At 70.7% G+C, this 23,292-nt stretch carries 31 protein-coding genes; 11 read left to right on the top strand and 20 right to left on the bottom strand.

Features of this window, described 5'->3' with window-relative positions; all coding sequences use genetic code 11:
• Positions 1 to 81: 81 nt before the first annotated feature.
• Positions 82 to 537, top strand: coding sequence for an FKBP-type peptidyl-prolyl cis-trans isomerase (locus tag JYK02_RS19625; protein WP_207053097.1), 456 nt, complete (start codon positions 82 to 84; stop codon positions 535 to 537).
• Between the two features lie 13 nt (positions 538 to 550).
• Here JYK02_RS19625 and JYK02_RS19630 read toward each other — a convergent pair whose 3' ends face one another.
• Complete coding sequence (locus tag JYK02_RS19630) at positions 551 to 775, bottom strand: hypothetical protein (RefSeq protein ID WP_207053098.1); 225 nt, start codon at positions 773 to 775, stop codon at positions 551 to 553.
• Between the two features lie 91 nt (positions 776 to 866).
• Here JYK02_RS19630 and nudC point away from each other — a divergent pair, with 91 nt between their 5' ends.
• Both nudC and JYK02_RS19640 read left to right on the top strand, forming a co-directional pair.
• Entirely contained in the window at positions 867 to 1,703 is an 837-nt protein-coding gene (gene nudC, locus JYK02_RS19635; protein WP_207053099.1) for an NAD(+) diphosphatase, read from the top strand.
• Positions 1,704 to 1,812: 109 nt separating this feature from the next.
• Complete coding sequence (locus tag JYK02_RS19640; RefSeq protein WP_207053100.1) at positions 1,813 to 2,505, top strand: radical SAM protein; 693 nt, start codon at positions 1,813 to 1,815, stop codon at positions 2,503 to 2,505.
• Between the two features lie 9 nt (positions 2,506 to 2,514).
• Here JYK02_RS19640 and JYK02_RS19645 read toward each other — a convergent pair whose 3' ends face one another.
• Both JYK02_RS19645 and JYK02_RS19650 read right to left on the bottom strand, forming a co-directional pair.
• Positions 2,515 to 3,006, bottom strand: a complete 492-nt coding sequence (locus tag JYK02_RS19645; RefSeq protein WP_207053101.1) for a hypothetical protein — start codon at positions 3,004 to 3,006, stop codon at positions 2,515 to 2,517.
• A gap of 13 nt (positions 3,007 to 3,019) precedes the next feature.
• On the bottom strand, positions 3,020 to 3,301 hold the full coding sequence (locus JYK02_RS19650; RefSeq protein WP_207053102.1) for a hypothetical protein: 282 nt from the start codon (positions 3,299 to 3,301) through the stop codon (positions 3,020 to 3,022).
• Between the two features lie 92 nt (positions 3,302 to 3,393).
• Here JYK02_RS19650 and JYK02_RS19655 point away from each other — a divergent pair, with 92 nt between their 5' ends.
• Positions 3,394 to 3,699: a hypothetical protein gene (locus JYK02_RS19655; RefSeq protein WP_207053104.1), complete on the top strand. Its 306-nt coding sequence runs from the start codon at positions 3,394 to 3,396 to the stop codon at positions 3,697 to 3,699.
• A 9-nt stretch (positions 3,700 to 3,708) separates the two neighbouring features.
• Here the strand turns inward: JYK02_RS19655 and JYK02_RS19660 are convergent, their stop codons facing one another.
• From JYK02_RS19660 to JYK02_RS19670, 3 genes are all read right to left on the bottom strand, one after another.
• Positions 3,709 to 4,113, bottom strand: a complete 405-nt coding sequence (locus JYK02_RS19660; RefSeq protein WP_207053106.1) for a hypothetical protein — start codon at positions 4,111 to 4,113, stop codon at positions 3,709 to 3,711.
• Between the two features lie 188 nt (positions 4,114 to 4,301).
• Positions 4,302 to 4,541 carry a GIY-YIG nuclease family protein gene (locus JYK02_RS19665; RefSeq protein ID WP_120527084.1) on the bottom strand — a complete coding sequence of 80 codons (240 nt, stop codon included), beginning with the start codon at positions 4,539 to 4,541 and terminating at the stop codon, positions 4,302 to 4,304.
• Positions 4,542 to 4,610: 69 nt separating this feature from the next.
• On the bottom strand, positions 4,611 to 4,922 hold the full coding sequence (locus JYK02_RS19670) for a CBS domain-containing protein (RefSeq protein WP_207053107.1): 312 nt from the start codon (positions 4,920 to 4,922) through the stop codon (positions 4,611 to 4,613).
• Between the two features lie 152 nt (positions 4,923 to 5,074).
• On the opposite strand from JYK02_RS19670, the gene JYK02_RS19675 reads away from it, so the two are divergent.
• The 4 genes from JYK02_RS19675 to pdxA all read left to right on the top strand — a co-directional run bounded on the left by JYK02_RS19675 (position 5,075) and on the right by pdxA (position 9,375).
• Entirely contained in the window at positions 5,075 to 6,094 is a 1,020-nt protein-coding gene (locus JYK02_RS19675; protein ID WP_207053109.1) for an alpha/beta hydrolase, read from the top strand.
• A 177-nt stretch (positions 6,095 to 6,271) separates the two neighbouring features.
• Positions 6,272 to 7,282: a peptidylprolyl isomerase gene (locus JYK02_RS19680; RefSeq protein ID WP_207053111.1), complete on the top strand. Its 1,011-nt coding sequence runs from the start codon at positions 6,272 to 6,274 to the stop codon at positions 7,280 to 7,282.
• 63 nt (positions 7,283 to 7,345) lie between these two features.
• On the top strand, positions 7,346 to 8,317 hold the full coding sequence (locus JYK02_RS19685; RefSeq protein ID WP_207053113.1) for a peptidylprolyl isomerase: 972 nt from the start codon (positions 7,346 to 7,348) through the stop codon (positions 8,315 to 8,317).
• Positions 8,314 to 9,375, top strand: coding sequence for a 4-hydroxythreonine-4-phosphate dehydrogenase PdxA (gene pdxA, locus JYK02_RS19690; RefSeq protein WP_347402530.1), 1,062 nt, complete (start codon positions 8,314 to 8,316; stop codon positions 9,373 to 9,375). Before JYK02_RS19685 ends, pdxA begins: the two co-directional genes overlap by 4 nt.
• Here pdxA and JYK02_RS19695 read toward each other — a convergent pair.
• From JYK02_RS19695 to JYK02_RS40775, 4 genes are read right to left on the bottom strand one after another with little or no spacing between them, the layout of a single operon-like run.
• Entirely contained in the window at positions 9,287 to 9,616 is a 330-nt protein-coding gene (locus tag JYK02_RS19695; RefSeq protein WP_207053115.1) for a hypothetical protein, read from the bottom strand. The genes pdxA and JYK02_RS19695 overlap by 89 nt on opposite strands.
• 8 nt (positions 9,617 to 9,624) lie before the next feature.
• Positions 9,625 to 10,119 (bottom strand): SRPBCC family protein, encoded by a 495-nt coding sequence (locus JYK02_RS19700; protein WP_207053116.1) that lies wholly within the window; start codon positions 10,117 to 10,119, stop codon positions 9,625 to 9,627.
• Positions 10,116 to 10,466, bottom strand: a complete 351-nt coding sequence (locus JYK02_RS19705; protein ID WP_207053117.1) for an ArsR/SmtB family transcription factor — start codon at positions 10,464 to 10,466, stop codon at positions 10,116 to 10,118. The genes JYK02_RS19700 and JYK02_RS19705 overlap by 4 nt, the downstream gene beginning before the upstream one ends.
• Before the next feature lie 43 nt (positions 10,467 to 10,509).
• The gene (locus JYK02_RS40775; RefSeq protein ID WP_207053118.1) at positions 10,510 to 12,105 is read right to left on the bottom strand and encodes an AgmX/PglI C-terminal domain-containing protein; all 1,596 of its coding nucleotides are present in this window, start codon (positions 12,103 to 12,105) and stop codon (positions 10,510 to 10,512) included.
• A gap of 265 nt (positions 12,106 to 12,370) precedes the next feature.
• On the opposite strand from JYK02_RS40775, the gene JYK02_RS19715 reads away from it, so the two are divergent.
• On the top strand, positions 12,371 to 12,643 hold the full coding sequence (locus tag JYK02_RS19715; protein WP_207053119.1) for a type II toxin-antitoxin system RelE family toxin: 273 nt from the start codon (positions 12,371 to 12,373) through the stop codon (positions 12,641 to 12,643).
• Here JYK02_RS19715 and JYK02_RS19720 read toward each other — a convergent pair.
• From JYK02_RS19720 to JYK02_RS19760, 9 genes are all read right to left on the bottom strand, one after another.
• Positions 12,567 to 12,917 carry a type II toxin-antitoxin system Phd/YefM family antitoxin gene (locus JYK02_RS19720; protein ID WP_207053120.1) on the bottom strand — a complete coding sequence of 117 codons (351 nt, stop codon included), beginning with the start codon at positions 12,915 to 12,917 and terminating at the stop codon, positions 12,567 to 12,569. The two genes, JYK02_RS19715 and JYK02_RS19720, sit on opposite strands and share 77 nt — an antisense overlap.
• A 72-nt stretch (positions 12,918 to 12,989) precedes the next feature.
• The gene (locus JYK02_RS19725; protein ID WP_207053121.1) at positions 12,990 to 14,075 is read right to left on the bottom strand and encodes an aldo/keto reductase; all 1,086 of its coding nucleotides are present in this window, start codon (positions 14,073 to 14,075) and stop codon (positions 12,990 to 12,992) included.
• A 154-nt stretch (positions 14,076 to 14,229) separates the two neighbouring features.
• Complete coding sequence (locus JYK02_RS19730) at positions 14,230 to 14,829, bottom strand: TlpA family protein disulfide reductase (RefSeq protein ID WP_207053123.1); 600 nt, start codon at positions 14,827 to 14,829, stop codon at positions 14,230 to 14,232.
• Between the two features lie 111 nt (positions 14,830 to 14,940).
• On the bottom strand, positions 14,941 to 15,276 hold the full coding sequence (locus JYK02_RS19735; RefSeq protein ID WP_207053124.1) for an HPF/RaiA family ribosome-associated protein: 336 nt from the start codon (positions 15,274 to 15,276) through the stop codon (positions 14,941 to 14,943).
• A 101-nt stretch (positions 15,277 to 15,377) separates the two neighbouring features.
• A complete protein-coding gene (locus JYK02_RS19740) occupies positions 15,378 to 16,784 on the bottom strand; it encodes a S41 family peptidase (RefSeq protein WP_207053126.1) in 1,407 nt (468 codons plus the stop codon).
• 54 nt (positions 16,785 to 16,838) lie between these two features.
• Positions 16,839 to 17,474 carry a DUF1360 domain-containing protein gene (locus tag JYK02_RS19745; RefSeq protein ID WP_207053128.1) on the bottom strand — a complete coding sequence of 212 codons (636 nt, stop codon included), beginning with the start codon at positions 17,472 to 17,474 and terminating at the stop codon, positions 16,839 to 16,841.
• A gap of 95 nt (positions 17,475 to 17,569) precedes the next feature.
• Positions 17,570 to 18,577, bottom strand: a complete 1,008-nt coding sequence (locus tag JYK02_RS19750; RefSeq protein WP_207053130.1) for a zinc-dependent alcohol dehydrogenase family protein — start codon at positions 18,575 to 18,577, stop codon at positions 17,570 to 17,572.
• A gap of 55 nt (positions 18,578 to 18,632) precedes the next feature.
• A complete protein-coding gene (locus tag JYK02_RS19755) occupies positions 18,633 to 19,475 on the bottom strand; it encodes a GIN domain-containing protein (protein WP_207053132.1) in 843 nt (280 codons plus the stop codon).
• Positions 19,476 to 19,508: 33 nt separating this feature from the next.
• Positions 19,509 to 20,936, bottom strand: coding sequence for a hypothetical protein (locus tag JYK02_RS19760; RefSeq protein ID WP_207053135.1), 1,428 nt, complete (start codon positions 20,934 to 20,936; stop codon positions 19,509 to 19,511).
• A 126-nt stretch (positions 20,937 to 21,062) separates the two neighbouring features.
• Between JYK02_RS19760 and JYK02_RS19765 the strand changes: the two genes are divergently transcribed.
• The gene (locus JYK02_RS19765) at positions 21,063 to 21,995 is read left to right on the top strand and encodes an aldo/keto reductase (protein WP_242588812.1); all 933 of its coding nucleotides are present in this window, start codon (positions 21,063 to 21,065) and stop codon (positions 21,993 to 21,995) included.
• Between the two features lie 3 nt (positions 21,996 to 21,998).
• Here JYK02_RS19765 and JYK02_RS19770 read toward each other — a convergent pair whose 3' ends face one another.
• Positions 21,999 to 22,493, bottom strand: a complete 495-nt coding sequence (locus JYK02_RS19770) for a hypothetical protein (protein WP_207053137.1) — start codon at positions 22,491 to 22,493, stop codon at positions 21,999 to 22,001.
• Between the two features lie 166 nt (positions 22,494 to 22,659).
• On the opposite strand from JYK02_RS19770, the gene JYK02_RS19775 reads away from it, so the two are divergent.
• Positions 22,660 to 23,181 (top strand): pyridoxamine 5'-phosphate oxidase family protein, encoded by a 522-nt coding sequence (locus tag JYK02_RS19775; RefSeq protein WP_207053139.1) that lies wholly within the window; start codon positions 22,660 to 22,662, stop codon positions 23,179 to 23,181.
• Positions 23,182 to 23,292 lie beyond the last annotated feature (111 nt).

A 23,292-nucleotide genomic window follows, 5' to 3' on the forward strand; every position in this document is an offset into this window, starting at 1 on the left:
ACGTGCGTGCGCGGGCGCCGTCCGGGCGGGCAGGCCACGCCCCCCTTCCCCACGGCGTCCGCGCGCGGCAGGCTGCGGGCCATGCTTCGTTCCCTTCTGCTGTGCGCGGTGCTGGCCCTGGCCGGCTGTGGTGGCGATTCCTCCTCGGGTGACCCTGCCAAGGTGACGTACGCCGAGTCCCTGGGCGTGAACCTGTCCTCGATGACCCGGAGCGAGTCCGGGCTCTACACGCAGGACCTGGTCGTGGGCACCGGGACGGAGATCGTCAACGGGAGCCGCGCGCAGGTGCACTACACGGGCTGGTTGCCGGATGGCTCCCAGTTCGACAGCAGCCGCGGCGGCACGCCCTTCACCTTCGCGGTGGGCGCGGGTCAGGTCATCGAGGGCTGGGACGAGGGACTCGTCGGCATGCGCGTGGGCGGCCAGCGCAAGCTCGTCATCCCCTCGGACCTGGGCTACGGCTCGCGCGGCTCTCCGCCGGTCATCCCGGCTGACTCCGTGCTCGTCTTCGACGTGGAAGTGATGCGCGTCTACTGACGCTCCGCGGCCTTCAGACGCCGGGCGTCCCACCGGACACCGGCGGCGCCGGGGGCGTGCGCTTCTTCGGAATCGTGGAGCGGCCCTTCGGCCCCTTCAGCGCCACGCCCAGCAGCATGGTCGCGGGCAGCATCATGCCCAGCCCCTGCGTGAGGTCCTTCGGAGGGTGGGTCACCACGCCCAGCACCATCCCGGCGAAGAGCAGGCCGCACACGATGCGAAGGATCAGGGCGTTCACGTTCGAAGGCTCCCAGGCGGGCAGTGCCCGTTCTCGGGCGGCCGGAGCATAGCGCGCGGCGCCCCGGCGCGCCGTCCGTTAAGGTGGCCCCGTGAGCCCCCTGAAACGCTTCCAGCCCGGGTATGACCCGCCTGCCCGCTCGCGCGACACCGCGCTCCTTTTCGCCGCACGCGGCATGGACCTGCTCGTGTCCGAAGACGACGGCCGCCTCGACCTGCCCCGGGGCTCCGCCCTGCCAGACGCCGTGGCCAGCGCCCACTTCCTGGGCGTGCTCGACGACACGGACTGCTACGCCACGCCCGTGCCCGGCGACTTCACGCCGCCCCAGGGGCTGAAGTTCGTCCCCGCCCGCTCGCTGTACAAGCAGGTGGACGAGGCGACGTTCGCCGTGGCGGGCCGCGCGCTCTCCATCGCGGAGTGGGACCTGAACCACCGCTTCTGCGGCAAGTGCGGCACGGCCACGCAGGGGGTGCCCGGTGAGCGTGCGCGCCGCTGCCCGGTGGACCACACGCCGTTCTACCCGCGCATCTCGCCGGCGGTCATCGTCCTCATCACCCGGGGCGACGAGATGCTGCTCGCACGCAACGCGACCTTCCCGGAGCCGTTCTTCAGCACCGTGGCGGGCTTCGTGGACCCCGGCGAGTCGCTGGAGGAGACCGTGCTGCGCGAGGTGAAGGAGGAAGTCGGCGTGGAGCTCAGGAACGTCACCTACTTCGGCAGCCAGCCGTGGCCCTTCGGCCGCTCGCTGATGGTGGGCTTCATGGCCGAGTACGCGGGCGGCGACATCGTCGTGGACGGCAAGGAGATCGCCGAGGCGCGCTGGTTCGGCGTGGACGAGCTGCCGCGCATCCCGCCCCGCCTGAGCATCGCGCGCCACCTCATCGACACCTTCATCGACCAGGTGAAGGCCCGCCGGCCCCAGCCCTGAGCTTCCCCGGAATTCCCCGCGCCCCTGGACGCGTTTCCCCCGGATGGGCGCACCGGGCTTGACCCCCGCCCCCCGGGTGCGCTTGATGCGCCCCTTCGCACGCACGCCAATGCCCGCCGCACGCCCGCACATCGAGCCCCGCCGCGTCCCCACCGCCGACTCCGTCGTGGTGAAGGAACTCTACCTCTCGCTCCAGGGCGAGTCGTCCCATGCCGGCATGCTCTGCGGCTTCATCCGCCTGACGGGCTGCCACCTGCGCTGCTCGTACTGCGACAGCGAGTTCGCCTTCCACGGCGGCAGCCGCATGAAGAACGCGGACGTCGTCACGCAGGTGCTGGCCTGGAACACGCCCACCGTCGAGGTGACGGGCGGCGAGCCCCTGCTCCAGCCCGGCGTGTATCCGCTGATGGAGTCGCTGCTGGACGCGGGCCTCAAGGTGCTGCTGGAGACGAGCGGCGCCATCGACGTGCGGCTCGTGCCGCCGGCCGTCCACAAAATCGTGGACATGAAGACGCCGTCGTCCGGCGAGTGCGACCGCAACGACTACCGCAACCTCACGTCCATGAACGCCAACGACGAGCTCAAAATCGTCATCGGCTCACGCGAGGACTACGAGTGGTCACGCGCGCTCGTGCGCGAGCACAAGCTGGGCCAGAAGCCCTACGGCGTCCTGTTCTCCACCATCTTCGACAGGCTCCACCCGCGCGAGCTGGCGGAGTGGATCATCGAGGACCGGCTGCCGGTGCGCTTCCAGCTCCAGATGCACAAGTACCTCTGGGACCCCAACGCGCGCGGCGTGTGACGCCGGTCTTCAGTTCCGCCACCGGAACACGAACAGCACGACGACGATGAGCGCGCAGTACAGCAGGGCTCCCACCAGGTTCAGCGCGGACAGGACGCGCAACCCTCTGGCGAGCCCCCGGTCGCCTACCTCTTCGCGGCGCCGCAGCTTGCGCGTGGCGATGACGGTGCCCGCCACCGCCGCCGCCAGCGTGAGCACCAGCGCGGGCAGGAACCCCCACTCCCTGCTCCACCGCTGGAAGCCCGACGACGCGCCCTGAAAGGGCACGCAGAGCAGCAGGAACCCCAGGACGTTGGCCCCCAGCGCCAGCCGCACCGCGCGCGACGGCCGCGTCTGCTGCTTGCGCCGCTCCGCGCACGGCGCGCAGTACGCCGTCTCCTCCAGCACCTCCGTGCACGCGCCGCACAGGAAGCCGCCGCAGCGCGCGCAGAGGGCCACCGCGGCCACGTCCGGATGCTGGCCACAGTGGGCGCCCGCGAGGCTCGCGACCGTTCCAGCCATGGGGGCTTGCCGCCTAGAAGCCGGGGGGCGGCGTGCGGGCCGCCAGCGCCGCGATGCCGTGCATGCCCATGCCCAGGAACACCGCCGTCAGCACGGTGCTGGCCACGAAGCCCGCGACGATGAGGTTCTTGCGCGGGTGCTCGAACTGGCTGAACGCGTAGACCAGCATGTAGCAGGGGATGAGCAGCACCATCACCCCGGTGCCCACGCTGCGGCGGAAGGCGTGCATCAGCAGGAGGGCCGCGCACACGAGCGAGACGACCCCGAACAGGATGGCGAGTGGCAGGAGCGGCACACCCGCCCCCTTAGCACGCCTTCGCCCCTTTCGCGGCGGGCGTGCGCATACTAAGGACGGCCCGCCGCCCACCCGCCGAGGAGGTCCCCGCCATGGCCGTGTTCAAGACGTTCCTCATCTTCATCCTGGCCGGCACGCTGCTGGGAACCTTCGTCGCGTCGCTGACGGCCCCCTCCTACATCGAGTGGAACAACAGCACGCCGCTCGCCACGCAGACCATGTGCAACCTGCCGGAGGTGGTGCGCGGCGTGACGGCGTCGCTGCTGCACTCGCAGCTCATGGGCGCGGCCATTGGCGCGGGCGCGGGCCTGGTGGTGGCCATCCTCGTCGCCGTGCGCGCCCGGAGCCGCTCGAAGCAGCGTCCGGGCACTCCGCCTCCCGCGGCCACCGCCGCCTGAAGCGGACCGCTACTGCTGCTTGGGCAGGACGTAGATGGCGGGCGACTGGCCCAGCAGCACGCCGCCGTTGCCATCCTCCACCTCCACGTAGAGGTGGAGGGCCTGGTTGGGGTCCTCCGGCGGTGACGGCACCGTCCACGTGGGCGTGGCGATGCTGGTGCTGCTGAACGCGCCCGCCGGGTTCGCGGGCACCTGCGACCAGCGGAAGAAGATCTCGTCCTCGTCCTGGTCCGTCACCTCCAGCTGCAGCTGGATGACGGTGCCCTCCTCGAACTTGAGTCCGCCCGGCGTGGACGGCGAGCCCAGCGGGCGCGGTCCGGCGGTGATGACGGGCTGGTGGTTGGGCGAGTAGCACCCGGCGCTCCCCAGACCCAGGGCGAGCAAGACGAACAAGAACGAGCGAGAACGCGGCATGGACTTCCCCCTGCTAGGAACGTCCACACCCTAATTCGGGCCCCCGCGTTCCGTATACCCACCCGGAGGCCCCGGCCCTTTCATCACCAGGCGATGAAACAGTCGCGAGCCGCGCGCCAACTGTCGCGCGACGCGCATCCCGCCTCGCGAAGAAAATCCGTCCCGCCAACAAGCCCGGGGGACGAGCGTCAACGCCTTCCCGGACGCCGCGTGAAGAGCCGCAGCTTGTCCGCGCGCGTGAGCCGCTTGATGGCGGCCTCCCGGCGCAGGGCGGCGCCGCGGTCCTCGGCGGGCTCGCTCCAGACCAGCGTCACCGGCAGCCGGGCGCGCGTGTACGCGGCCCCCTTGCCCCGGCCATGCGTGGCCAGACGGCGCTCCAGGTTGTTGGTGGCGCCCGTGTACAGCGTGCCGTCACGGCAGCGCAGCATGTACACGGTCCAGGCGGCGGGGGGGGCTTCCGACACGGCGCCCCCACTCTACCGCCAGGACGGCCCACGTCAGGAGGGCTTCTGCACGCCCCCACGCCTGCCCTGCTGCCGCGCCAGCCGCCGCTTCTGGCTGCGCACCGCGTGCGTCTTCCGCACGCGCGCCATCACGTCCGACACCTGCGCCAGCGGATCCGTCCGCCAGCCCGCCAGGACCTGCGTCTCATGCACCACGCCCACCAGACTGCCCCCCGCCCCCACCACCCCGACCACCTGCACGTGGTACTGCTCCATCACCTTCAAGGCTCCCAACAGTGTGTCTGTGGGAAAAACTGTGGCGATGAAGGACGACAACGCTTCCCTGAACCCCCGGCCCTGCCCCATTTCCACGACCTCCCCGAGATGGACTCACACCTCCTGCAACTGTCCTGCCGTCCCGGGTTAGTCCTCGAACGACACTCCGGCATCACCCGGGCGTCGGGCGTAGACTGAGGGATGTGACATCACGACAGGCACCAGCACCCCGGTTGAGCCGGATGGCGGACCTCTTCACCAAGGCGGTCGAGCGGAGCAAGGAGGGGCTGTTGACCCTCAGCTTCAAGCCGGACGAGCTGTACAGGGTGCCCACGGACGACGGAGCGGCCATCGCGCTGGGGCGCTATCACCCTCGAGGGGAGCGCCGGTTCGCGGAGCCCGTCCTCCTGTGCCATGGGCTGGGAGCCAACCGCTTCCACATGGACTTCAACGAGCAGTACAGCCTGGCGCGCTACCTGGCGCGAGCGGGGTTCGAGACCTGGGTCATCGAGCTGCGCGGCCGGGGCCTGGCGGGGGCCTGCGCGGACTGGAATTTTGATGATCAGGCTGAACACGATGTGAGAACGGCTTTGCGCACCGTGATGTCCACGGGTGCCCAACAGGTCCTCTGGGTGGGCCACTCCAAGGGCGGGCTGATGCTCTATGCCCACCTGGCCCGCAACCCCCAGGCGCCGGTAAAAGCTGCCGTGTCCCTGGGCGCTCCATTCACCTTCGCGGTGCAGCCGGGCTTGCGAGCCTTCGTGCAGCGCGTGGAGCCCTTGCTCAAGCTCAAGGTCATCCCTACCCGGCGTGTCACCAGCATCGCCTTCTTCGGGGCGCCGCCGGGGCCGCTCACCCGGTACATGATGCTGGCGGACAACATGGATCCGCAGGTGGTGCGCTGGGCGCTGGCCAACGTGCCCGCGGACGTGGCCGGGGGCGTAGGAAGGCAGTTCGCCCGGTGGATCACCACCAGCCAGTTCACGACCTTCGACGGCGGCTTCGACTACCGCGAGCCGCTCGCCGGGGTGCGCATCCCCTTCCTGCTCATCGCCGGCAGCCGGGACCTGCTCGCGCCGCCGCTGGCGGTGGCCCGGGCGAAGGAGCACCTGGGCGGCCCGGTGAAGATGCTGGTCGCGGGCCGGGGCCACGGCTTCGCGGCGGACTATGGACATGCGGACCTCATCCTGGGCCGCAAGGCGCCGGACGAAATCTTTCCCCAGGTGGAGGCCTTCCTGTCCTCCAACGCCACGCCCCTCTAGGGGGCCGCCCCCTCCCGGGGCGCGGTTGTCCGGGCCCGCCCGGCGTGCTACCCGGAAGCCCCGCTCCATGGCCCCATCCGTTCGCTTCCCATCCCGGCCGTGACGTCCCGCTTGAAAGCCCGGCGGCCCGGCACCACCGTGGAAGGTCCCCCGTCTCCTCCCCCGAGGCCTCCGCGCATGCGTCCCGCTTCCTTCCGCGCCTCCCCGATGCCCTGTTCCGTCGTCCTGAGCCTGGGGGTCGCCCTGGGCATCCTGGGGCTGACGGGCTGCCGGCCGCAGGCCCAGGAGGGGCCGGACCCCACGGTGGTGGCCACCGTGAACGGCGAGTCGCTCAGCCGCACGGACTTCGAACAGGAGCTGGCGCGGGAGCTGGCCACCACCGAGGGCCCGGAGCCCACGCCCGAGGAGGTGGAGCCCTTCAAGCGGGCGCTCGTGGACACGCTGGTGAAGCGCATGCTGCTGCTCCAGGCCGCGAAGCAGAACAACATCGCCGTGACGCCCGAAGAGGTGGACCGGGGCGTGCTGCGGCTGTCGGGCGACTACCCGGCGGGCAACTTCAATGAAGTCCTGGCCCAGGGGCAGCTGTCCATGGCGGAGCTGCGCGCGCGCGAAGCGAGCCGGCTCACCATCGAGAAGCTCTTCACCCACCACGTCTACTCGCGCGTGGCGGTGACGGAGGAGGAGCTGCGCGCGTACTACGCGGCGCACGAGGCGGACTTCCAGGAGCCGGAGGAGGTCCACGCGGCGCAGATGGTGGTGAAGGGGCTGGACGAGGCGCGCAAGCTCCAGGTGCAGCTCAAGGCGGGCAAGAAGTTCTCCGACCTCGCCCGGCGCTACTCGCTGAGCGCGGACGCCAAGGTGGGGGGCGACCTGGGCTTCTTCCCCCGGGGACAGATGCCGCCGGCCTTCGATGAGGTGGTATTCAAGCTGGGGGTGGGGCAGGTTTCGGACGTGGTGTCCACGGAGTACGGCTACCACCTGTTCAAGGTGCTGGAGCGCAGGCCGCCGAGGAAGCGGGAGCTGGCGGAGGTGCGCGCGAAGGTGGAGGGGCGCCTCTTGGAGGCCAAGCGGGCGGCGGCGCAGGAGGCGTTCGAGAAGGAGCTGCGCGACAAGGCCCAGGTGGTGGTGAACGAGGCCACGCTGCAGACCATCCGTGGGCGGCCGGCGCCGCATGCGGCGGCGAAGTAGAGGACTTTTCCGGGAGCCAGGCGGTTGGGCTCGCCGACGTTTTTTGTGGAGAGGGTCGTTGCGATGAAGAACCTGGTGGCGTTCCTGGCGGCGGTGATGCTCTTCACGGGGGCCACGTCCGCCCGCGCGGAGCTGGTGGACAAGGTGGCGGCGGTGGTGAACCGCGACGTCATCCCGCTGTCGGAGGTGCAGCAGCGCGCCGCGCCGGAGCTCCAGCGCGTGAACTCGGAGATTGATCCGAACAAGCGCGCGGAGGCCCGCGCGCAGCTCATGAAGACCGCGCTGGACACGCTCATCGGCGAGAAGCTGATGGAGGGCGAGGTCGCCATGCTCGGCATCACCACCACCGAGGCGGAGGTGGATGAGCTGGTGCAGGACGTGCTCAAGCAGAACGGCGTGAGCGACATCGCCCAGTTCGAGCAGCTGCTCAAGAACGAGGGGTTCACGCTCGCCAGCTACAAGGACATGCTGCGCAAGCGCGTGGTGCGCGACAAGCTGCTGCGCATGAAGGTGGGCCCCAAGGTGAAGGTCACCGAGGAGGACTTGAAGGCCGCCTACACCCAGTACACCCGCATGGAGAGCGAGGACGTGGAGGTGCACGCCCGCCACATCCTGGTGCAGGTGGACGCCAAGGCCACGCCGGAGCAGGTGGCCGCCGCGAAGCAGAAGGCGGAGGGCATCGCGCAGGAGGCCCGCCGGCCGGGCATGGACTTCGCCTCCCTGGCGCGCGCCCGCAGCGAGGGCCCCAGCGCGGCGGACGGCGGCGACCTGGGCTACTTCAAGCGCGGCGTGATGGTGCCCGCCTTCGAGAAGGCCGCCTTCAACCTCAAGGCGGGTGAGGTCAGCGAGCCCATCCGCACCAACTTCGGCTGGCACATCCTGAAGGTGGAGGAGCGCCGCAACGTGGCCGTCACCTCCTACGAGGAGATGAAGCCGAAGCTGGAGGCCAAGCTCCTCAACGAGAAGACGGAGAAGTTCCTGGACCAGTACGTCCAGGAGCTGCGCTCCAAGGCCAACGTCGAAGTGAAGATGTGAGCCCGTCCCCGGTGGCCGCCGCGGACGCGCTGCCCCGCGTGGGCATCTCGCTGGGGGATGTGTCGGGCATCGGGCCGGAGGTGACGGCCCTGGCGCTGGCGAAGCCCGCGGTGCGCCGCGCGCTGGTGCCCGTGGTGTTTGGCGACGGGCCCACGCTGGACGGCTTCCCCCTCTTCCGCCGCTTCCCGCGCGTCGCCCTGGAGGACCTGGGGCGCACCACGGGACCGGCGGTGGTGGAGGTGACGCGCCTGGCCCAGAAGCACCGCGTGCCGGGCAAGCCCACGCGCGAGGGCGGCAAGGCGCAGTACGCGTACGTGCGGGCCGCCATCGACGCGATGCGCGCGGGCACGGTGGACGCGCTGTGCACCGCGCCCGTGTCGAAAGAAGAGATTTCGCGCGCGGGCATCCCGTTCATGGGCCACACGGAGGTGCTGGCGGACGCGTTCGGCGTGGACGTGCTGATGATGATGGACGGGCCGCGCGTGCGCATCGCGCTGGCGACGAACCACGTCCCCATCTCCGCGCTGCCGAAGCTGCTCACGGTGGAGAAGCTGGTGGCGCAGCTCCAGCTCCTGTCGCGCAGCCTCCAGCCGGTGGTGGGGCGCAAGCCGCGCATCGCCGTGCTGGGGCTCAACCCGCATGCGGGCGAGGGCGGGATGCTGGGGCGCGAGGAGGTGGAGGTGATTGGCCCCGCCATCCGCGCCGCCCGGGCGAAGCGGGTGGATGCGCACGGGCCCATCCCCGCGGACGGGCTGTTCGCGCGGCCCGACGAGGTGGGCGCGAAGTACGACGTGGTGCTGGCCATGTACCACGACCAGGGGCTCATCCCGGCCAAGGCGCTGGACTTCGAGCGCACGGTGAACGTGACGCTGGGCCTGCCGGTGCCGCGCACGTCGCCGGACCACGGCACCGCCTATGCCATCGCCGGCACGGGGACCGCGAGCTGCGTGCCCATGATGGAGGCGCTGCTCAAGGCAGCCCGGCTTTCGGCGGGCGCGGGACGAGCCGTGCCTCCAGGTGCTTCGCCAGGTCCTCGCCGTCCTCCTTCGGGTCGATGAGCTTCGCGTGCGTGCCCCGCGCCGTGGCGTCGGGGACGACGAGCACGGTGACCTTCCCCGTGGGGCAGTGACCCAGACAGGACGCGGGGATGAGCTGCGTCCTGCCCGCCAGGCCATGGGCCTTGAGGGCTTCACGCACGCGGCGCGGAAGGTCCACCCCGCCCGCGTCCACCGGCAGCCGCATCAGGCAACGGTGACACAGGTGCAACTCGATGGGGTCTGGGTCCTCCCGCGTGGCCATGCCCCAATCTAGCGCTGGAACCGCGGGTCGAGCTTGCGAAGCTGGCTCTCCCAGCCCGCGGACGCCCGCTGCGTCCACTCCTCGCTGTGCATGGCGTCGCAGGTCACGGTCATCCGCACGTTCCCGCCTTCCGCCCGCAGCTCCACCACCGAGGAGGCGGTGTACGGCGCGACGCCGGGGATGAAGTCCACCGTGTGCTGGTAGCCGATGCGGCGCTGGGGCTTCACCTCCGTGAACGTCAGGCTGCTCGGGGTGGAGGTGGGCATGCCTGCCTGCTTCATGAAGGCAATCGTCTCCGGCGCGGAGGCCATCATGTCGTAGCGCAAGACGCCGCCCGGACGCGCGTCCAGCTCGTGCACCTTCACGGAGAAGCCCTCCGGGCCCCACCAGGACTCGAAGCCGTCCTTCGTCGTCCACAGCGCCCACACGTCATCGAGCGTCGCGGGATAGGTGCGCTCGAAGGTGAAGGTGCGGCGCTTCGGGGATTCGGTCGGGGTCGTCATGGGGGCTCCTCCTCGGGCTTGGGGGCGTCCATGCGTGCCTTCCGTCTTCGCTCGAGCGCCTGGCCGAACCGGTCGAGGCGGGCCTCCCAGAGGCCGCGATACCCGGTGACCCAGGCATCGAGCTCCTGGAAGGGCTCCGGGCGAAGCGAGTACAGCCGCTTCGTCCCCTCGGGGCGGACCTGCACGAAGCCCGCCTCCTGGAGGATCCCCAGATGACGGGAGACACCCGACTGCTGGATGTCTACCCGCGCCACCAGGTCGTTCACCGACAGCTCGCCGCCCTTCAGCGCCTCGACGATGCGGCGGCGCGTGGGGTCGGCCAGGGTCTGGAAGACGTCAACATTCATGGACGTGTATATACATATCTGTGAATGTTTTGATTGTCCAGGGCTAGAAGACGAAGGGGAAGCGCACGGGGGCGTTCATGGCGACGCGGTGGACGGGGAACTTCCAGCCGCGCACCTGGTCCTCGATGCAGCCGGCGAGCGGGGAGCCCTTCAGGGCCTCGGTCTCCATGGCGACGCCGGAGACGGAGCCGGAGGTGTCCACGGACCAGCGCACCTGGAAGCGGCCGCCGTTCTCCAGCGCGGTGCCGGCCTTGAAGTTCTGGACGCAGGCGGCGATGGCGGGCTGGTTCGTGACGACCACGTTGGTGACGTCCGAGGGCGTGAGCTGCTCGCGCTCGGAGGTCGGGGCGGGCGGGATGTAGACGGTCTTCTCCTGGGCGTGCTTCGAGGCGGAGGCCTCCGGGGACTCCGCGTCGTCGGTGAAGCCGAGCTCGCGGGCGAAGTCCTCGTCGATCTCGGACTCGGGCTGCGCGGCCTCCTCGGCCTCCGCTTCGGCGGCGGCCTGACGGGCCCGGGCCATCTCCTCCTCGGAGATCTCACCGCCGAAGGACATCTCGCGGACCTCGCCGGAGTCCTCGGGCGTTTCGAGCGTGGCCGCGCGCTGGGCCACGGGGGCCTTCTTCTTCGTCACCGGGGCGGGCTGCGAAGGCACGGGGTCCGGGGCCAGCGTGTGCAGGCCGGTGGTCAGGCCCGCGCTCGCGGGGCCCGCGAGGACCGTCGTGTTCGGAGTGAGCGCCTGCGCGGCGCGCTGCGCGTCCGTGAGCGCGGGAGTGTTCACACCGCCCGCGATGGACTGCGCGAAGTCCTGCGTACCCGGCGCGCCGAAGTAGCCCTGCACGCCCGAGCTGCCCTGCGTGCCCGACTGAGCACCTGCGAAGCCCTGCGTGCCCTGGGCGCTCGGCTGAGCACCCGCGAGGCCCTGCGTGCCCGGAGCGCCGGATTGCGCGGCCACGACGCCAGACGGAGCAACCGCGAGGCGCTGCTGGGCGCCCACGGTGCCAGCCAGGGCCTGCGGCGCGAGCTGCGCGGTACGCGGATCATCCTTCGCCGTCAGGCGCAGGCCCGCGACGACGAGGAGGCCCGCGGCGAGCGCGCCCATGGCCACGGCGCTGACGAAGGACATGGGGCTCATGCCGAGGATGCGCGTGGACGCATCGGCGATGGCGGGCGGAGGAGGCTCGGGCGCCTCGTACGGCATCCACGGCTGCGGCGCGTAGGCCGCGGCGGGAGAGCCGGGCGTGGCCCAGGCGGGCGACGGCGCCGTGGCACTCCACGACGTCACGGCTCCACAGGAGGGCTCCTGCGAGGCGCTGGACGGGGACTCCTCGGCGCGCAGCCACTCCGGGATGACGATGTTCGCGGCTTCGGCGGACAGCGTGAGCTCGGGCTCCACGTTGTCGTTGGAAGGCGGCGGCAGCGACTGCATCCACGACTCTTCCGTGGAGGCCAGGTCGAGCAGCGTGCGCAGCGGGCCGGTGGCGAAGGACTCCGGAACGATGTCGTTCTCTTCGGAGGGAGCGGTGAGCGCGCGATCCAGGCACGCATCCAGCTCGGCATCGAAGGTTTCGGGGTCGCGGGAGAAGTCCGAACCGCCCACCTGCGCCCGCGAAGACACATCACCCGTCAGTAGCTCGCTCACGCCACCCTCCCCGCCGCCCGTACCGCGCCAGACCGCCCCAACACCGACTCACTGCCAGGGGGCCGATGTTAGGAACGACCCCCGTTCGCGCTACCGCGAGCGTCCACCCGTGAACGCTCCAGCGGCCATTTGCCCGCGAACGAGGCCCGAAACGTAAGGCCCCGCACTCCACACTGTACGCCGGTGTGCCGACAGGCCCCGGGTTTCACCGCCCGACCCGTCATGTCAGGCGCGGGAGGTAGACCCTCCGGGCCCACCGGCCCGAATGAGCGCGAAACCCTCCACCACCTATACGGTCGAATTCCTCCAGGCCGCCGTGAAGCAGCTCGCCGCGGTGGATCCGGTCCATCGGCGCCGCATCGCGAAGCACATCGATGCGCTGGCCCGGGAGCCACGTCCCATGGGTGCGGAGAAGCTCAAGGGGAGCGACTACCTGCGGATCCTCGTTGGCGACTACCGCGTCATCTACCAGGTCGAGGACGGCCGGCTCGTGGTGTTGATCGTCGAGCTGGGCCACCGGCGGGAGATCTACCGCTAGCTGGTTTCTTCGCCTTCTTCGCGAGCCCCAGCTCCGCCTTCACCTGCTTCCAGGCGACGCGCGGCTGTCCCTCGGCGTCGCGGAGTGCTGCATCCGCCTTCTGGATGTCCCGGCGGTTCTCCAGTGCCTCCAGCGCTTGGAGGTCCTCGAAGGGAATCACCGCGACCAGCTTCTTTCCATGCCGGGTCAGCACGAGCCGCTCCTTACCGTAGGCCGCACGGTTGAGCAGCTCCGCCAGGTCGTCGCGCGCTTCGGTGATGCTGACTTCCATCATGGCCGTTCCTCAGGAAACGTACGTTCTGTACGTATCATACGGAGCAGCCCGACACGGCGCCTTCCTCCAGCTTCAGTACCAAGGGGTGCCCGGCTTGGGCATCAGGTTGCTGGGTGGGGCCTGGACTCCGTTCACTCGCAGGCCCGCGTGCATGAAGGACGGGGCTCCCTGGAGGAAGGCCGCCGGGAAGTTGAGCGTGGGCTGGGATTCGTCATCCAGCGCCTTCACTTGCTCCGGCGTGAGCTTCACGTCCAGCGCGCCCAGGTTGTTGTCCAGCTGCTCCAGCGTGCGCGCGCCCAGGATGGTGGACGCCACGCCCGGCCGGCCCTGCACCCAGGCCAGCGACACCCGCGCCACCGTGGAGTTCTGCTCCTTCGCCACGCGCTGGAGCACGTCGATGAGCCGGTACGTCTTCTCGTTGAGCGACGACTCCGCCCACGCGCCCCGGTCCGCCTTCTGCCTGCCCGCGTTCTCCCGCGTGTACTTGCCGCTCAACACCCCGCTGCGCAGCGGCGACCACGGCGTCACGCCCAGCCCCAGCTCCCGCGCCATCGGGATGAGCTCGCCCTCCACCGTGCGCTCCAGGAGCGAGTACTCGATCTGCAACGCCACCAGCGGCACCCAGCCCCGGAAGTACGCCGTCACCTGCGCCTGCGCCACCTTCCACGCCGGCGTGTCGGAGAAGCCCACGTAGCGGACCTTGCCCGAGCGCACCAGGTCGTCCAGCGCCCGCATCGTCTCCTCGATGGGCGTGTTCGCGTCCCACGCGTGCATCCAGTACAGGTCGATGTAGTCCGTCTGCAGCCGGCGCAGCGACTCCTCGCACGCCGCCACCACCGACTTGCGGCCCGCGCCGCCACCGTTCGGATCCTTCTCGAAGAGGTTCCCGAAGAACTTCGTGGCAATCACCACCCGGTTGCGTTTCGCCGGGTTCCGGCCCAGGTGGTCCCCGATGATCTTCTCCGAGTGCCCGAACGTGTACACGTTCGCCGTGTCGATGAAGTTGCCGCCCCGCTCGATGTAGTGGTCCAGGATGGCGCTGGAGGTGTCCACGCTGCTGCCCCAGCCCAGGTCCTCGCCGAACGTCATCGTCCCCAGGCAGAAGGGACTGACGCGCAGGCCGGAGCGGCCCAGGGTGACGTAGTGGTCGAGCGACATGGACCTGGATTCCCCCGCGATGAAGTGACACGTCCTGCGAAAGCGCGCGGAGCCAATCCCAGACGCCTTTCCCGCGCCACCCGGTCCAGGCCCCGGACGTCCAACTCCAGACACGTCCCGCGTCCATCCGGCCGCTTGCGGACACCCGCGCGCCTCAGCCCTCCCGGCGCTCCCGCAGCGCGCAGCCATACACCGGCGTGCCGCCACCCTCGCCGTCCTCGAGCAGCACCCGCTCCAATGCCTCACGTCCCGGACTGTCCCCCACGTGCCCGCGCGCCACGGTGATGCCTCCGCTGAACCTCAGACGCCCATCCGCGCCGTAGAGCACCACGTGCCCGGAGGTCGTCGCGCCAAAGCGCTTCGCCTCCACGCCGTCCGGGTCGCGCAGCACCGTGACGCCCGGGATGCTCGCGGCCGTGCGCCACAGGTCACCCTGCTCCCAGCCGTCCTCCAGTCCCTCCGGCCGCAGGAACAGGACATACGCGTCCGCGCGTCCGCGGGCGTGCGCCATCACCTCCGCCAGCTCCGCCAGGCTCGCCCGCGTGCAGGTGCACTTCGGATGCGCGAGCATCACCAGCACCGGCCGCCCCGCCAGACGCGACAGCCGCGTGCCCTCCGGCCATGTCACCGTCGGCACCGGCGCGGCACCGGGCGTGAGCGAGTACCGCGCCAGCGCCGCGACCCCCGTGCCGATGCCGCCCAACCACAGCGCTCCCGCGAGCACGAGCCAGCCGCGGGTGGAAGGTCCCTTCATGCCGCACGACTCCCGCGAGGTGTCCGTCCCCCCGACGCTAGCGGCTCGCGGCCCTGGAGCCCTTCCGTCCTCCAGGGCCGGGTCAGTGTCCAGCGTGCGGCAGCGGTCTGCTCAGCGGTGGTGCGCGTGCTGGCGCTCCGCGTGGTGCTGAAGCTGGCGCCGCGCGGCCTCGAAGGCGTCGGTGACGGCCTGGTAGGCATCCGCGTGGGCCGCGGGCTCCGTGGGCTCACGGTCCGCGATGATGTCCCTGCCCGGCACGTGCAGCTCCACGCGGACGTGGAAGCGGTGTCCCTGCGCGTGGTGGCGGTGCGGCTCCTCCACCACCACGTTGCAGCCGGTGATGCCGTCGTAGAACTGCTCCAGCTTGTCCGCCTGATCGCGGATGTGCTCGTTGAGGGTGTCGCTCGTCTCCATGCCCCGGTAGGTGATTCGCAGTGCGCGCTTCATCGTCCGCCTCGGGTAGGGCTCCGTGCTCCGGAGCCGGTTTGAATGACGGCATTGCATGGCCCCTGCCAACCGCGGGAACCCACTGAGACACCTATAACGGCTCACGGCAGCTTGCGCAGGCGGGGCAGCAGCTCCGTCACCGGGCGCCCCAGCTCCTCCGCGTCCAGGTACACCTGCACCGCGTGTCCCACGCCCTCCACGGGTTCGGCGAAATAATTGCGCTTGGTGGGCACCACCCACGCGAAACCCGTGCGCGGCAGGACGAAGCTGGGGGCGTTGCCGTAGGTGAGGAAACCACCCGTGCGCTCGCCCACCATCGGCGCGCCGGTCGCCCGGTGCAGGGCGTAGGCGCCGCTCTCTCCCGACGACGAAGAGTCCCGATCCACCAGCACCACGATGCGCCCCGTGAAGGGCGTCTTCGCGTGGCCCTCCACGCGGCCGCTGTCGAACACGGGCCGCGAGGGCTCCGGCGTCACGGGCCACTTCGCGTGCAGGGCGTCGCGCTCCGCCTTCGCCTCCGGCGTGTCCAGCCGGCCATCCATCGCCTGCCGCTGCACGCGCGAGTTCCAGAGGAAGCACGGGTAGAACGCGCCGTGCATCCACACCTCGCCGGAGGAGAACCACGGCCCGCGCACCATCGTGTCCAGCCACTGGTACACGTAGCCGTCGTCACCGCCGCTGTTGCCGCGCAGGTCGAACACCAGCAGCTTGTGCTTGCGGTGCTTCGGCGCGTCCGCGACGAACTGGCGCAGCCCGGCCTCCGCTTCCGGCGGGCCGGAGAAGCGGCGGATGGTGATGATGCCCACGTCGCCCTTCGGCTCGTACGTATAGGTGTCCTTCGGCGCGAACTGAAGGGCCGGACGCGGAGGCCGGACCGTCAGCGGCAACGACGTGTCGCCGCACCGGAGTGTCCGGGTGTCCCCGCCGCCGCGCGCGGACACGGTGAGCCGCTGTCCCCTGGAGCCATCCGGCTTCAGCACCGGCGCCACCCGCAGCGTGTCCGCCTGCGCGCCCGTCACGGTGCTCGCGTCGCAGGACGCCAGCGTGAATCCCGGAGGCGCGTCGGCCTGGTACTCGCGGAAGGAGAGCCGTGGCTCCTCGCGCAGCATGCTCAAGAAACCGGACGGGCCGAAGTGGTTGTCCGTCAGCGCCTCGCGCACGGCGAGGGTCGGCGTGAGCACGCCGTCCTGGAAGGACACAGTGGGCCCGGACGCGGCCACCTTCGCGGCCCAGTCCTCGAAGAAGGCATCCGGCTCAAACGTGCGGTGCGCCAGCAGCTCCGGCCATCCGGAGTACGTGGTGCTCAGGAGCCGGTGCAGGAAGCGGATGTCCTCGGCCAGCGCGGCGCTGTCCATGGGCGTGGCCGGCGTGGGCTTCGGGCCCCGGTAGGCCTGGCGCAGCACGGGGCTCGCCGGGTCGTAGCAATACGCCGCGCCGGTGGTCTTCGAGTCCAGGTAGGGAGAGGGGGCCGCCGTCAGCAGGCCGCCCACGAGCAGGAAGAGATGCATGCATCCCAGCCTACGCCGCGGCGCCCCCCTCCATTGCCCACGTCGTCAGCCCCTTCAGCTCGGGGACGGGATGGGCGCGCGGCCCGGCTCCACGACCTGCGGCCCACGGCCGGGCAGCTGAACCTCGGCATCGGCGTCGGCCTGGCGCTGCTGACGCTTCGCCAGCATCTGCGCCTGCGAACGGGTGCGGTGCAGGCTCTCGCCCAGCCACTCATAGGCGCGGTGCAGGTAGAAGGACGCGCCGCTCAGCGCGAAGATGGAGGCCACGAACCGCGTCTGACGGGGCCGCAGCGTGGCGGACATCAGGAAGGACGCGGCCACCCACGGGCTCAGGCAGAAGGGGCAGTCCAGCAGCTCACCCATCACGCGGCGGAATCCCGTGCCCCGGGCCTTCTCGCTCACCTCGCCCGCGCTGGCGTTGCCCTTGAACTGCGTGAACGGGGCGCGCACCACCGCCGTGACCTTGTCCGCCGCCACCACCCGGGTGACGACGTGCGTGGCGGCGCCCAGCAACGCGAGGTCCGCGCCGCTGAACCGCTCGGGCAGGCTCCGCCCCGATGCCCCCATCCAGCCCAGGAAGCCCAGCACCGTCGTGCTGAAGGTCCCCAGCAAGAGGGCGTACGAGCCCAGCGGGTGGGTCTGCTCCAAGTCATAGCCTTCGAACGGCCCCGTCTCCTGAAGCGCTTTCATGGGGTGCACAGCCTCCGTGACACGAAAGCTGTGCATTCCCCCCGTGCCCAAGCATCCAGGCGGGCAGGCGCGCGGGCACTCGTTCCGACGTGGCCCTACTCCATCAGGGTCATGTCCAGCACCGCGGCCCCACGCACGCGCCCTTCGCGCAGGGCCTGGAGCGCCTCGTTCGCGGCGGACAGGGGGAACACCTGGACCTCCGTGCGTACCGGCACGCGCGGCGCGAGCGCCAGGAAGTCCATCGCGTCCTGCCGCGTGAGGTTCGCCACCGAGCGCACCCCGCGCTCCTCCCACAGCACGGAATAGGGGAAGGACGGGATGTCACTCATGTGGATGCCGCCGCACACCACCACCCCGCCCTTGTCCACGGCCTTGAGCGCGGCGGGCACCAGCGCGCCCACCGGAGCGAAGAGGATGGCCGCGTCCAGCGGCTCCGGCGGCAGCGTGTCCGAGCCGCCCGCCCAGACCGCGCCCAGCTCGCGCGCGAACGCCTGGCCCTTCGCGTCGCCCTCGCGCGTGAAGGCATACACCGCGCGCCCCTGGTGCCGGGCCACCTGGATGAGGATGTGCGCGGCGGCGCCAAAGCCATACAACCCCAGCCGGCCGCCCTCCCCCGCCATGCGCAGGCTGCGATACCCGATGAGCCCCGCGCACATCAGCGGCGCGGCCTCCACGTCGCGGTACAGCGCGGGCAGCGGGAAGCAGAAGCGCGCATCCGCGACGGTGTACTCCGCGAAGCCTCCGTCGAGGTCGTAGCCGGTGAAGCGCGCCGTGTCGCAGAGGTTCTCCCGGCCGGAGCGGCAGAAGCGGCACTGCCCGCAGCTCCACCCCAGCCACGGCACGCCCACGCGGGTCCCGGGAGCGAAGCCCTCCACCCGCGCGCCCGCCGCCGCCACCGTGGCCACGATTTCGTGGCCCGGCACCAGCGGCAGCTTCGGGCGCGTCAGCTCTCCATCCACCACGTGCAGGTCGGTGCGGCACACCGCGCAGGCCCGCACCTTCAACAGCACCTGCTCCGGCCCGGGCTCGGGAATGGGCCGGTGCTCCAACCGCAGGCGCGCGCCGGGTGCGTCGAGCACCATTGCCCGCATGGTCTCCGCCATGGCCCGCCTGCCTCCCCACCCGTGCCATCCACGGGTGTTGAGGACAAGCTAGTCATCAGTGCCAGTTGACCCGGCCGCTGCCGGTGACGCGGACCTGCGTGGACAGCGCGTGGCCGTACAGGTCCACGTTCCCCGACGAGTCGAGCGTGATGGCCGCCCCGCCCCCGTCCACGTACGCGGTCATGGTCCCCGCGCCCCGCGACGTGAGGTTCACGTCAACGGCCTTGAGGCCCGACGCTCCGATGCCACCGCTGCCGTCCAGCCAGGCATCGAGCCGGTTGGTGACTCCCGTGAGCGTCATGAAGCCGGAGCCATCCACCCGGGCGCGCACGTGCTTCGCGGAGCCCGCCCACTTCAGGTCCCCGGAGCCCGTCTGCACCAGGTCCCCCCACTCCGCCAGGCCCTCACCGGCCGAGCACAGCTCCATGTTGCCGGAGCCGCTGAGCTTGGCCTCCAGGGTGCGCACGCCGCCGCAGAAGCTCAGCGAGCCGGAGCCCTTCGCCACCAGCTTCACGTCCTCCTTCACGTGCTCGAAGCCCTCCACGCGCACGGAGCCGGAGCCGTCCTGTGTCGCGCCCACCATGCGCGGCACGAGGATTTCGACCCGCGCCGCGCCCCGGGGCTCGAACGAGCCGTCCGTCTCGATGACGAGCGTGCTGCCCGGCGACACGAAGGTGCGCACGCGGTGCTGGAGGTTCTCATCCAGCGTGACCTTCACGTCCGGCGCCTCGCCCTCGCGCACCACCACCTCCAGCGAGCCCCGGTTCTCCACGGTGAGGAAGTCCGTCACCGCGCGCGTCTGCGTGACGGTGTTGCCATCCCCCTGCTGCTCGTCGGTGAAGTAGCAGCCGGACATCAGGCCCGCGCCGAGCGCGGCCATCCCCAAACGGTTCCACATGGTTCCCTCCCTGACTTCGAATCGAATGCCGCGTTAGAGCTGCACGCCCAGCAGGACGCCCGGCCACACGCGCACGGTGGTGCTGCCGTTGTCGGAGACGCTGCGCCACTCCGGCCCGATGCCCAGCTCCTCCCAGCGGTCCCCGTTGTCCCAGGTCACGAGCGTGTTGCCGGTGACGCCGCCGATGAGCGCGAACCGCTTCGCCACCTGCCAGCCCGCCACCAGCCGCAACTGTCCCAGCACGTTCAGCCCGTCGCCATCGCGGAAGAGGTTTTCCGCGTGGACGCTGCTGCCAATGACGTCCAGGTCGAAGAACAATGACCCCGCGGGGATGTGCGCGCCGAAGCCCGCGCCCGCCACGTAGCGCCGGCGGTGCGTGTCCGTGCCCGGGTTGAAGCCCAGCGTCAGCAGCGTGTGGAAGTGCCGGCCGCCGAACTTCACCGCGACGTTGGTGTACGCGACGTCGCTGGCCCACAACTGCAGGTGGGCCTGGCCGTTGCCAATGAAGCTGAGCAGGCCCACGGCCTCGCCCTGGGACTCGCGAGCCACGTTGATCAACCCGAGCTGGAGGCCGTCCGCCTTGCCCGCGATGTTGACGAGCCCCACCTGCGCGCCGGACACGTCCCCGCCGATGTTGAGCAGCGACAACTGCGCGCCCTCCATCCGGCCCGCGTAGTTGAGCCCCGAGGACGCCTGGAGGCCCGACATCGACTGGGCGATGTTCGCGCCCGCCGCAGCCTGCACGCCCTTGAACGACGCCGTCGCGATGTTCGCCCCCGCCGCGAACTGGCCGCCCACGCCGCCCGAGCCCGCGATGTTCGCGCCCACGGAGAACTGGCCGCCGGACAGCGCGCCCCCGGCCACGTTGCCGCCCACCGCGAACTGGCCCGCCGCCGCGGCGCCCTTCGCCACGTTGAGGCCCACCGCGGCCTGGATACCCTCCAGGTCGCCCGTGACGACGTTGCCTCCCACGGCGAACTGCGCGCCGGACGCGGGACCGCGCACCACGTTGGCCCCCAGCGTGAGCTGCGCGCCGGACAGCTCGCCCTGCCAGTTGGCGCCCAGCGACATCGCCATGCCGTCCACCCGCTTCGCATGCGTGCCCAGCGCACCGAGCGCGAACGTGGTCACCAGCCGCTCCGTGGCCGTGCCCGCGGTGCTCACGTGCGGCATGGCCATCAGCACCGCCGGGACGTGGATCTCCTCCGTGTCCGAGCGCTGCTGGACCCCGGCCGCGGGCTTCACGGGCTCGCCGCCCGTCGCGGCCTCCACGAGGGGCGCGGGGGACAGCGCGGCGACCGGGGCCGCGATGGCCGGGGCCGCCTCCGGAGCGGGGGCCGCCTGCACGGGCGCCGGGTGCGGCTCCGCGACGGCGGTCCCTTCCGTCCGCTCCTCGGCTCCGGCCGCTCCCGCCGCCACCGCGACCATCACCCCGACACACACCGCGACCTTGCGCTTCATCGCCTGGACCTTCCTCAAAAAGGGATTCGGCGAAGGGAACACCGGTGCCTTCCAGAACTGTCACCTGCCCGTCTTCGCCCCCCGCGAATCCCGGTGCCCGGCCCTGCCGGCCGCTACGCTTCCCCCATGTCCCGTCCCCCTCCTCCTTCCCGCCGCGAGGTCCTGGTGGCGGGCATCGGCGCCGCGCTCGCGCCGTCCGTCTCCGCCCTCGCCCAGGCTCCGGCTCCAGGTCCCCGCATGCTCACCCGTCCCATCCCCAGCTCCGGTGAAGCCCTGCCCGTCATCGGCATGGGCACCTGGCAGACCTTCGACGTCGGCGGCGCCGCGAACGAACGCGCGCCCCTGGCCCAGGTCCTCCAGAAGTTCTTCGCCTCGGGGGCGCGGCTCATCGACTCCTCTCCCATGTACGGCCGCTCAGAAGCCGTCGTGGGCGACCTGCTCAAGCAGTCCGGCCAGGAGAAGACCCCGTTCCTCGCCACCAAGGTCTGGACGCGCGGCAAGGCGGAAGGGGCGGCGCAGATAGCAGCCTCCCTCCAGAAGATGGGCCACGGCCGCATGGACCTGATGCAGGTGCACAACCTGCTGGACGTGGACGTGCACCTGCCGGTGCTGCGGGAGATGAAGGCCGCGAAGAAGCTCCGCTACGTGGGCGTCACCCACTACCAGCGCGGCGCCTTCGACGACCTGGAGAAGCACATCAAGGGCAGCAAGCTGGACTTCGTGCAGCTGCCCTACTCGCTGGCGATGCGCGACGCCGAAGCGCGCCTGCTGCCCGCGGCGAAGGAGCACGGCGTCGCGGTGCTGGTCATGGAGCCGTTCGACAAGGGCAACCTCTTCCGCAAGATGAAGGGCAAGCCCCTGCCGGACTGGGCCTCGGAGTTCGACTGCACCAGTTGGGCCCAGTTCTTCCTCAAGTTCATCCTGGGCCACCCCGCCGTGAACTGCCCCATCCCCGCCACGTCCGACCCCGCCCACCTGGAGGACAACGTGAAGGCGGGCTTCGGACGGCTCCCCGACGACAAGCTGCGCGCGCGGATGGTGAAGCTCTTCGAGTCCTGACTACTAGAGGTCAGGAGACGGCGTGTAGCGCAGCTCTCCGCTCGGCTCCAGCACCAGCCCGGTGCCGGGCTCGCCGGCCTCGTCGTCGCGGCCCACCTCCAGCACGCCCTCCTCCGCGTCCCACTGGCCCAGGTAGTACTCACCGCCCGCGGCCATGCACGCGCGGCCCTCGGACACCACCGTCTCCACCACTTCCTTCTTGTCGCTGGTGAGCCGGAAGAGCGTCCACGTCTTGCCGTCCTCGCGGAAGCCCTTCACCAGGTCCGCCAGCTCCTCGTCGCGAGGCGTGCCACCGGCCGTCTCCTCGCGCTTCCACTGACGCGGCTCCTTCGCCGGCTGCGTCTGGTGCCACGCCCGCGCCAGCTCCAGCAACTTCTGCTGGGCCCCGTCCTGGAGCGCGTGCATCGCGTCCGGCAGCTCGATCTCCTCCAGCGCCAGCAGCGCCGTCTCCAGCTGCAGCGCCTTCAAGCTCCACTCGTTCCACGCGGTCTTCAGCATCCGTGTCGCTCCCGGCCGTCACGCCTCGTGCCCAGGGGGGAACAAGCGGGCTGGCCCGGCACGCCCCCTATCACACGCCCGGCTGCCCTGGTGCCGACCCGCCCGCACGGACGGTGTTCCCCGACGGAGCGCTGCCTACCTTCAACCCCCAAGGGGAGGCGAGCACATGACGACGACGACGAAGAGTCCGCAGGACGTGGTGGAACACCTGGGCAAGCTCATCCACGGCATCAGGGTCGCGATGATGACCACCGTGGACACCGACGGCAGCCTGCGCAGCCGTCCGATGTGGACCTACGACAAGGACTTCGACGGAGAGCTGTGGTTCTTCACCAACGACCACACCCACAAGGTGGACGAGGTGCAGAAGGACCACCACGTCAGCCTCGCGTACTCGGACCCCACGCGGGACAGGTACGTGTCCGTCAGCGGCCGCTGCGCGCTGATCCACGACAAGGCCAAGGCGAAGGAGCTGTGGAACCCGTCCCTCAAGGCCTGGTTCCCCCAGGGCCTGGATGATCCGAACCTCGCCCTCTTGCGCGTCTCCGTCGAGAAGGCCGAGTACTGGGATACGCCCAACAGCAAGATGGTCCAGCTGGTCGGGTTCGTGAAAGCCGTCCTCACCGGCGAGAAGTACCACCCGGGCGACAACCAGAAGCTCGACCGGGGCGCCCCCCGCCACAACTGACCGGGCACCCGAACGGGGCCGCCGGAAGGCCGGCGGTTCCCACGCTCTCAAAACCTGACACGTGTGTCAGGGGGTGTGTGAAAGCAAGACAGGCTCAGACCCGTACCACCT

The sequence above is a fragment of the Corallococcus macrosporus genome, assembly GCF_017302985.1.
Classification (GTDB): domain Bacteria; phylum Myxococcota; class Myxococcia; order Myxococcales; family Myxococcaceae; genus Corallococcus; species Corallococcus macrosporus_A.

What these genes read in the sequence shown, in the direction of transcription:
- JYK02_RS19625 (WP_207053097.1), top strand. Translation starts at nt 82, where the DNA reads ATGCTTCGTTCCCTTCTGCTGTGCGCGGTGCTGGCCCTGGCCGGCTGT.
- JYK02_RS19640 (WP_207053100.1), top strand. Translation starts at nt 1,813, where the DNA reads ATGCCCGCCGCACGCCCGCACATCGAGCCCCGCCGCGTCCCCACCGCC.
- JYK02_RS19645 (WP_207053101.1), bottom strand. Translation starts at nt 3,006, where the DNA reads ATGGCTGGAACGGTCGCGAGCCTCGCGGGCGCCCACTGTGGCCAGCAT.
- JYK02_RS19655 (WP_207053104.1), top strand. Translation starts at nt 3,394, where the DNA reads ATGGCCGTGTTCAAGACGTTCCTCATCTTCATCCTGGCCGGCACGCTG.
- JYK02_RS19660 (WP_207053106.1), bottom strand. Translation starts at nt 4,113, where the DNA reads ATGCCGCGTTCTCGCTCGTTCTTGTTCGTCTTGCTCGCCCTGGGTCTG.
- JYK02_RS19665 (WP_120527084.1), bottom strand. Translation starts at nt 4,541, where the DNA reads ATGCTGCGCTGCCGTGACGGCACGCTGTACACGGGCGCCACCAACAAC.
- JYK02_RS19670 (WP_207053107.1), bottom strand. Translation starts at nt 4,922, where the DNA reads ATGGGGCAGGGCCGGGGGTTCAGGGAAGCGTTGTCGTCCTTCATCGCC.
- JYK02_RS19675 (WP_207053109.1), top strand. Translation starts at nt 5,075, where the DNA reads ATGGCGGACCTCTTCACCAAGGCGGTCGAGCGGAGCAAGGAGGGGCTG.
- JYK02_RS19680 (WP_207053111.1), top strand. Translation starts at nt 6,272, where the DNA reads ATGCGTCCCGCTTCCTTCCGCGCCTCCCCGATGCCCTGTTCCGTCGTC.
- JYK02_RS19685 (WP_207053113.1), top strand. Translation starts at nt 7,346, where the DNA reads ATGAAGAACCTGGTGGCGTTCCTGGCGGCGGTGATGCTCTTCACGGGG.
- JYK02_RS19695 (WP_207053115.1), bottom strand. Translation starts at nt 9,616, where the DNA reads ATGGCCACGCGGGAGGACCCAGACCCCATCGAGTTGCACCTGTGTCAC.
- JYK02_RS19700 (WP_207053116.1), bottom strand. Translation starts at nt 10,119, where the DNA reads ATGACGACCCCGACCGAATCCCCGAAGCGCCGCACCTTCACCTTCGAG.
- JYK02_RS19705 (WP_207053117.1), bottom strand. Translation starts at nt 10,466, where the DNA reads ATGAATGTTGACGTCTTCCAGACCCTGGCCGACCCCACGCGCCGCCGC.
- JYK02_RS19715 (WP_207053119.1), top strand. Translation starts at nt 12,371, where the DNA reads ATGAGCGCGAAACCCTCCACCACCTATACGGTCGAATTCCTCCAGGCC.
- JYK02_RS19720 (WP_207053120.1), bottom strand. Translation starts at nt 12,917, where the DNA reads ATGATGGAAGTCAGCATCACCGAAGCGCGCGACGACCTGGCGGAGCTG.
- JYK02_RS19725 (WP_207053121.1), bottom strand. Translation starts at nt 14,075, where the DNA reads ATGTCGCTCGACCACTACGTCACCCTGGGCCGCTCCGGCCTGCGCGTC.
- JYK02_RS19730 (WP_207053123.1), bottom strand. Translation starts at nt 14,829, where the DNA reads ATGAAGGGACCTTCCACCCGCGGCTGGCTCGTGCTCGCGGGAGCGCTG.
- JYK02_RS19735 (WP_207053124.1), bottom strand. Translation starts at nt 15,276, where the DNA reads ATGAAGCGCGCACTGCGAATCACCTACCGGGGCATGGAGACGAGCGAC.
- JYK02_RS19740 (WP_207053126.1), bottom strand. Translation starts at nt 16,784, where the DNA reads ATGCATCTCTTCCTGCTCGTGGGCGGCCTGCTGACGGCGGCCCCCTCT.
- JYK02_RS19745 (WP_207053128.1), bottom strand. Translation starts at nt 17,474, where the DNA reads ATGAAAGCGCTTCAGGAGACGGGGCCGTTCGAAGGCTATGACTTGGAG.
- JYK02_RS19750 (WP_207053130.1), bottom strand. Translation starts at nt 18,577, where the DNA reads ATGGCGGAGACCATGCGGGCAATGGTGCTCGACGCACCCGGCGCGCGC.
- JYK02_RS19755 (WP_207053132.1), bottom strand. Translation starts at nt 19,475, where the DNA reads ATGTGGAACCGTTTGGGGATGGCCGCGCTCGGCGCGGGCCTGATGTCC.
- JYK02_RS19760 (WP_207053135.1), bottom strand. Translation starts at nt 20,936, where the DNA reads ATGAAGCGCAAGGTCGCGGTGTGTGTCGGGGTGATGGTCGCGGTGGCG.
- JYK02_RS19765 (WP_242588812.1), top strand. Translation starts at nt 21,063, where the DNA reads ATGTCCCGTCCCCCTCCTCCTTCCCGCCGCGAGGTCCTGGTGGCGGGC.
- JYK02_RS19770 (WP_207053137.1), bottom strand. Translation starts at nt 22,493, where the DNA reads ATGCTGAAGACCGCGTGGAACGAGTGGAGCTTGAAGGCGCTGCAGCTG.
- JYK02_RS19775 (WP_207053139.1), top strand. Translation starts at nt 22,660, where the DNA reads ATGACGACGACGACGAAGAGTCCGCAGGACGTGGTGGAACACCTGGGC.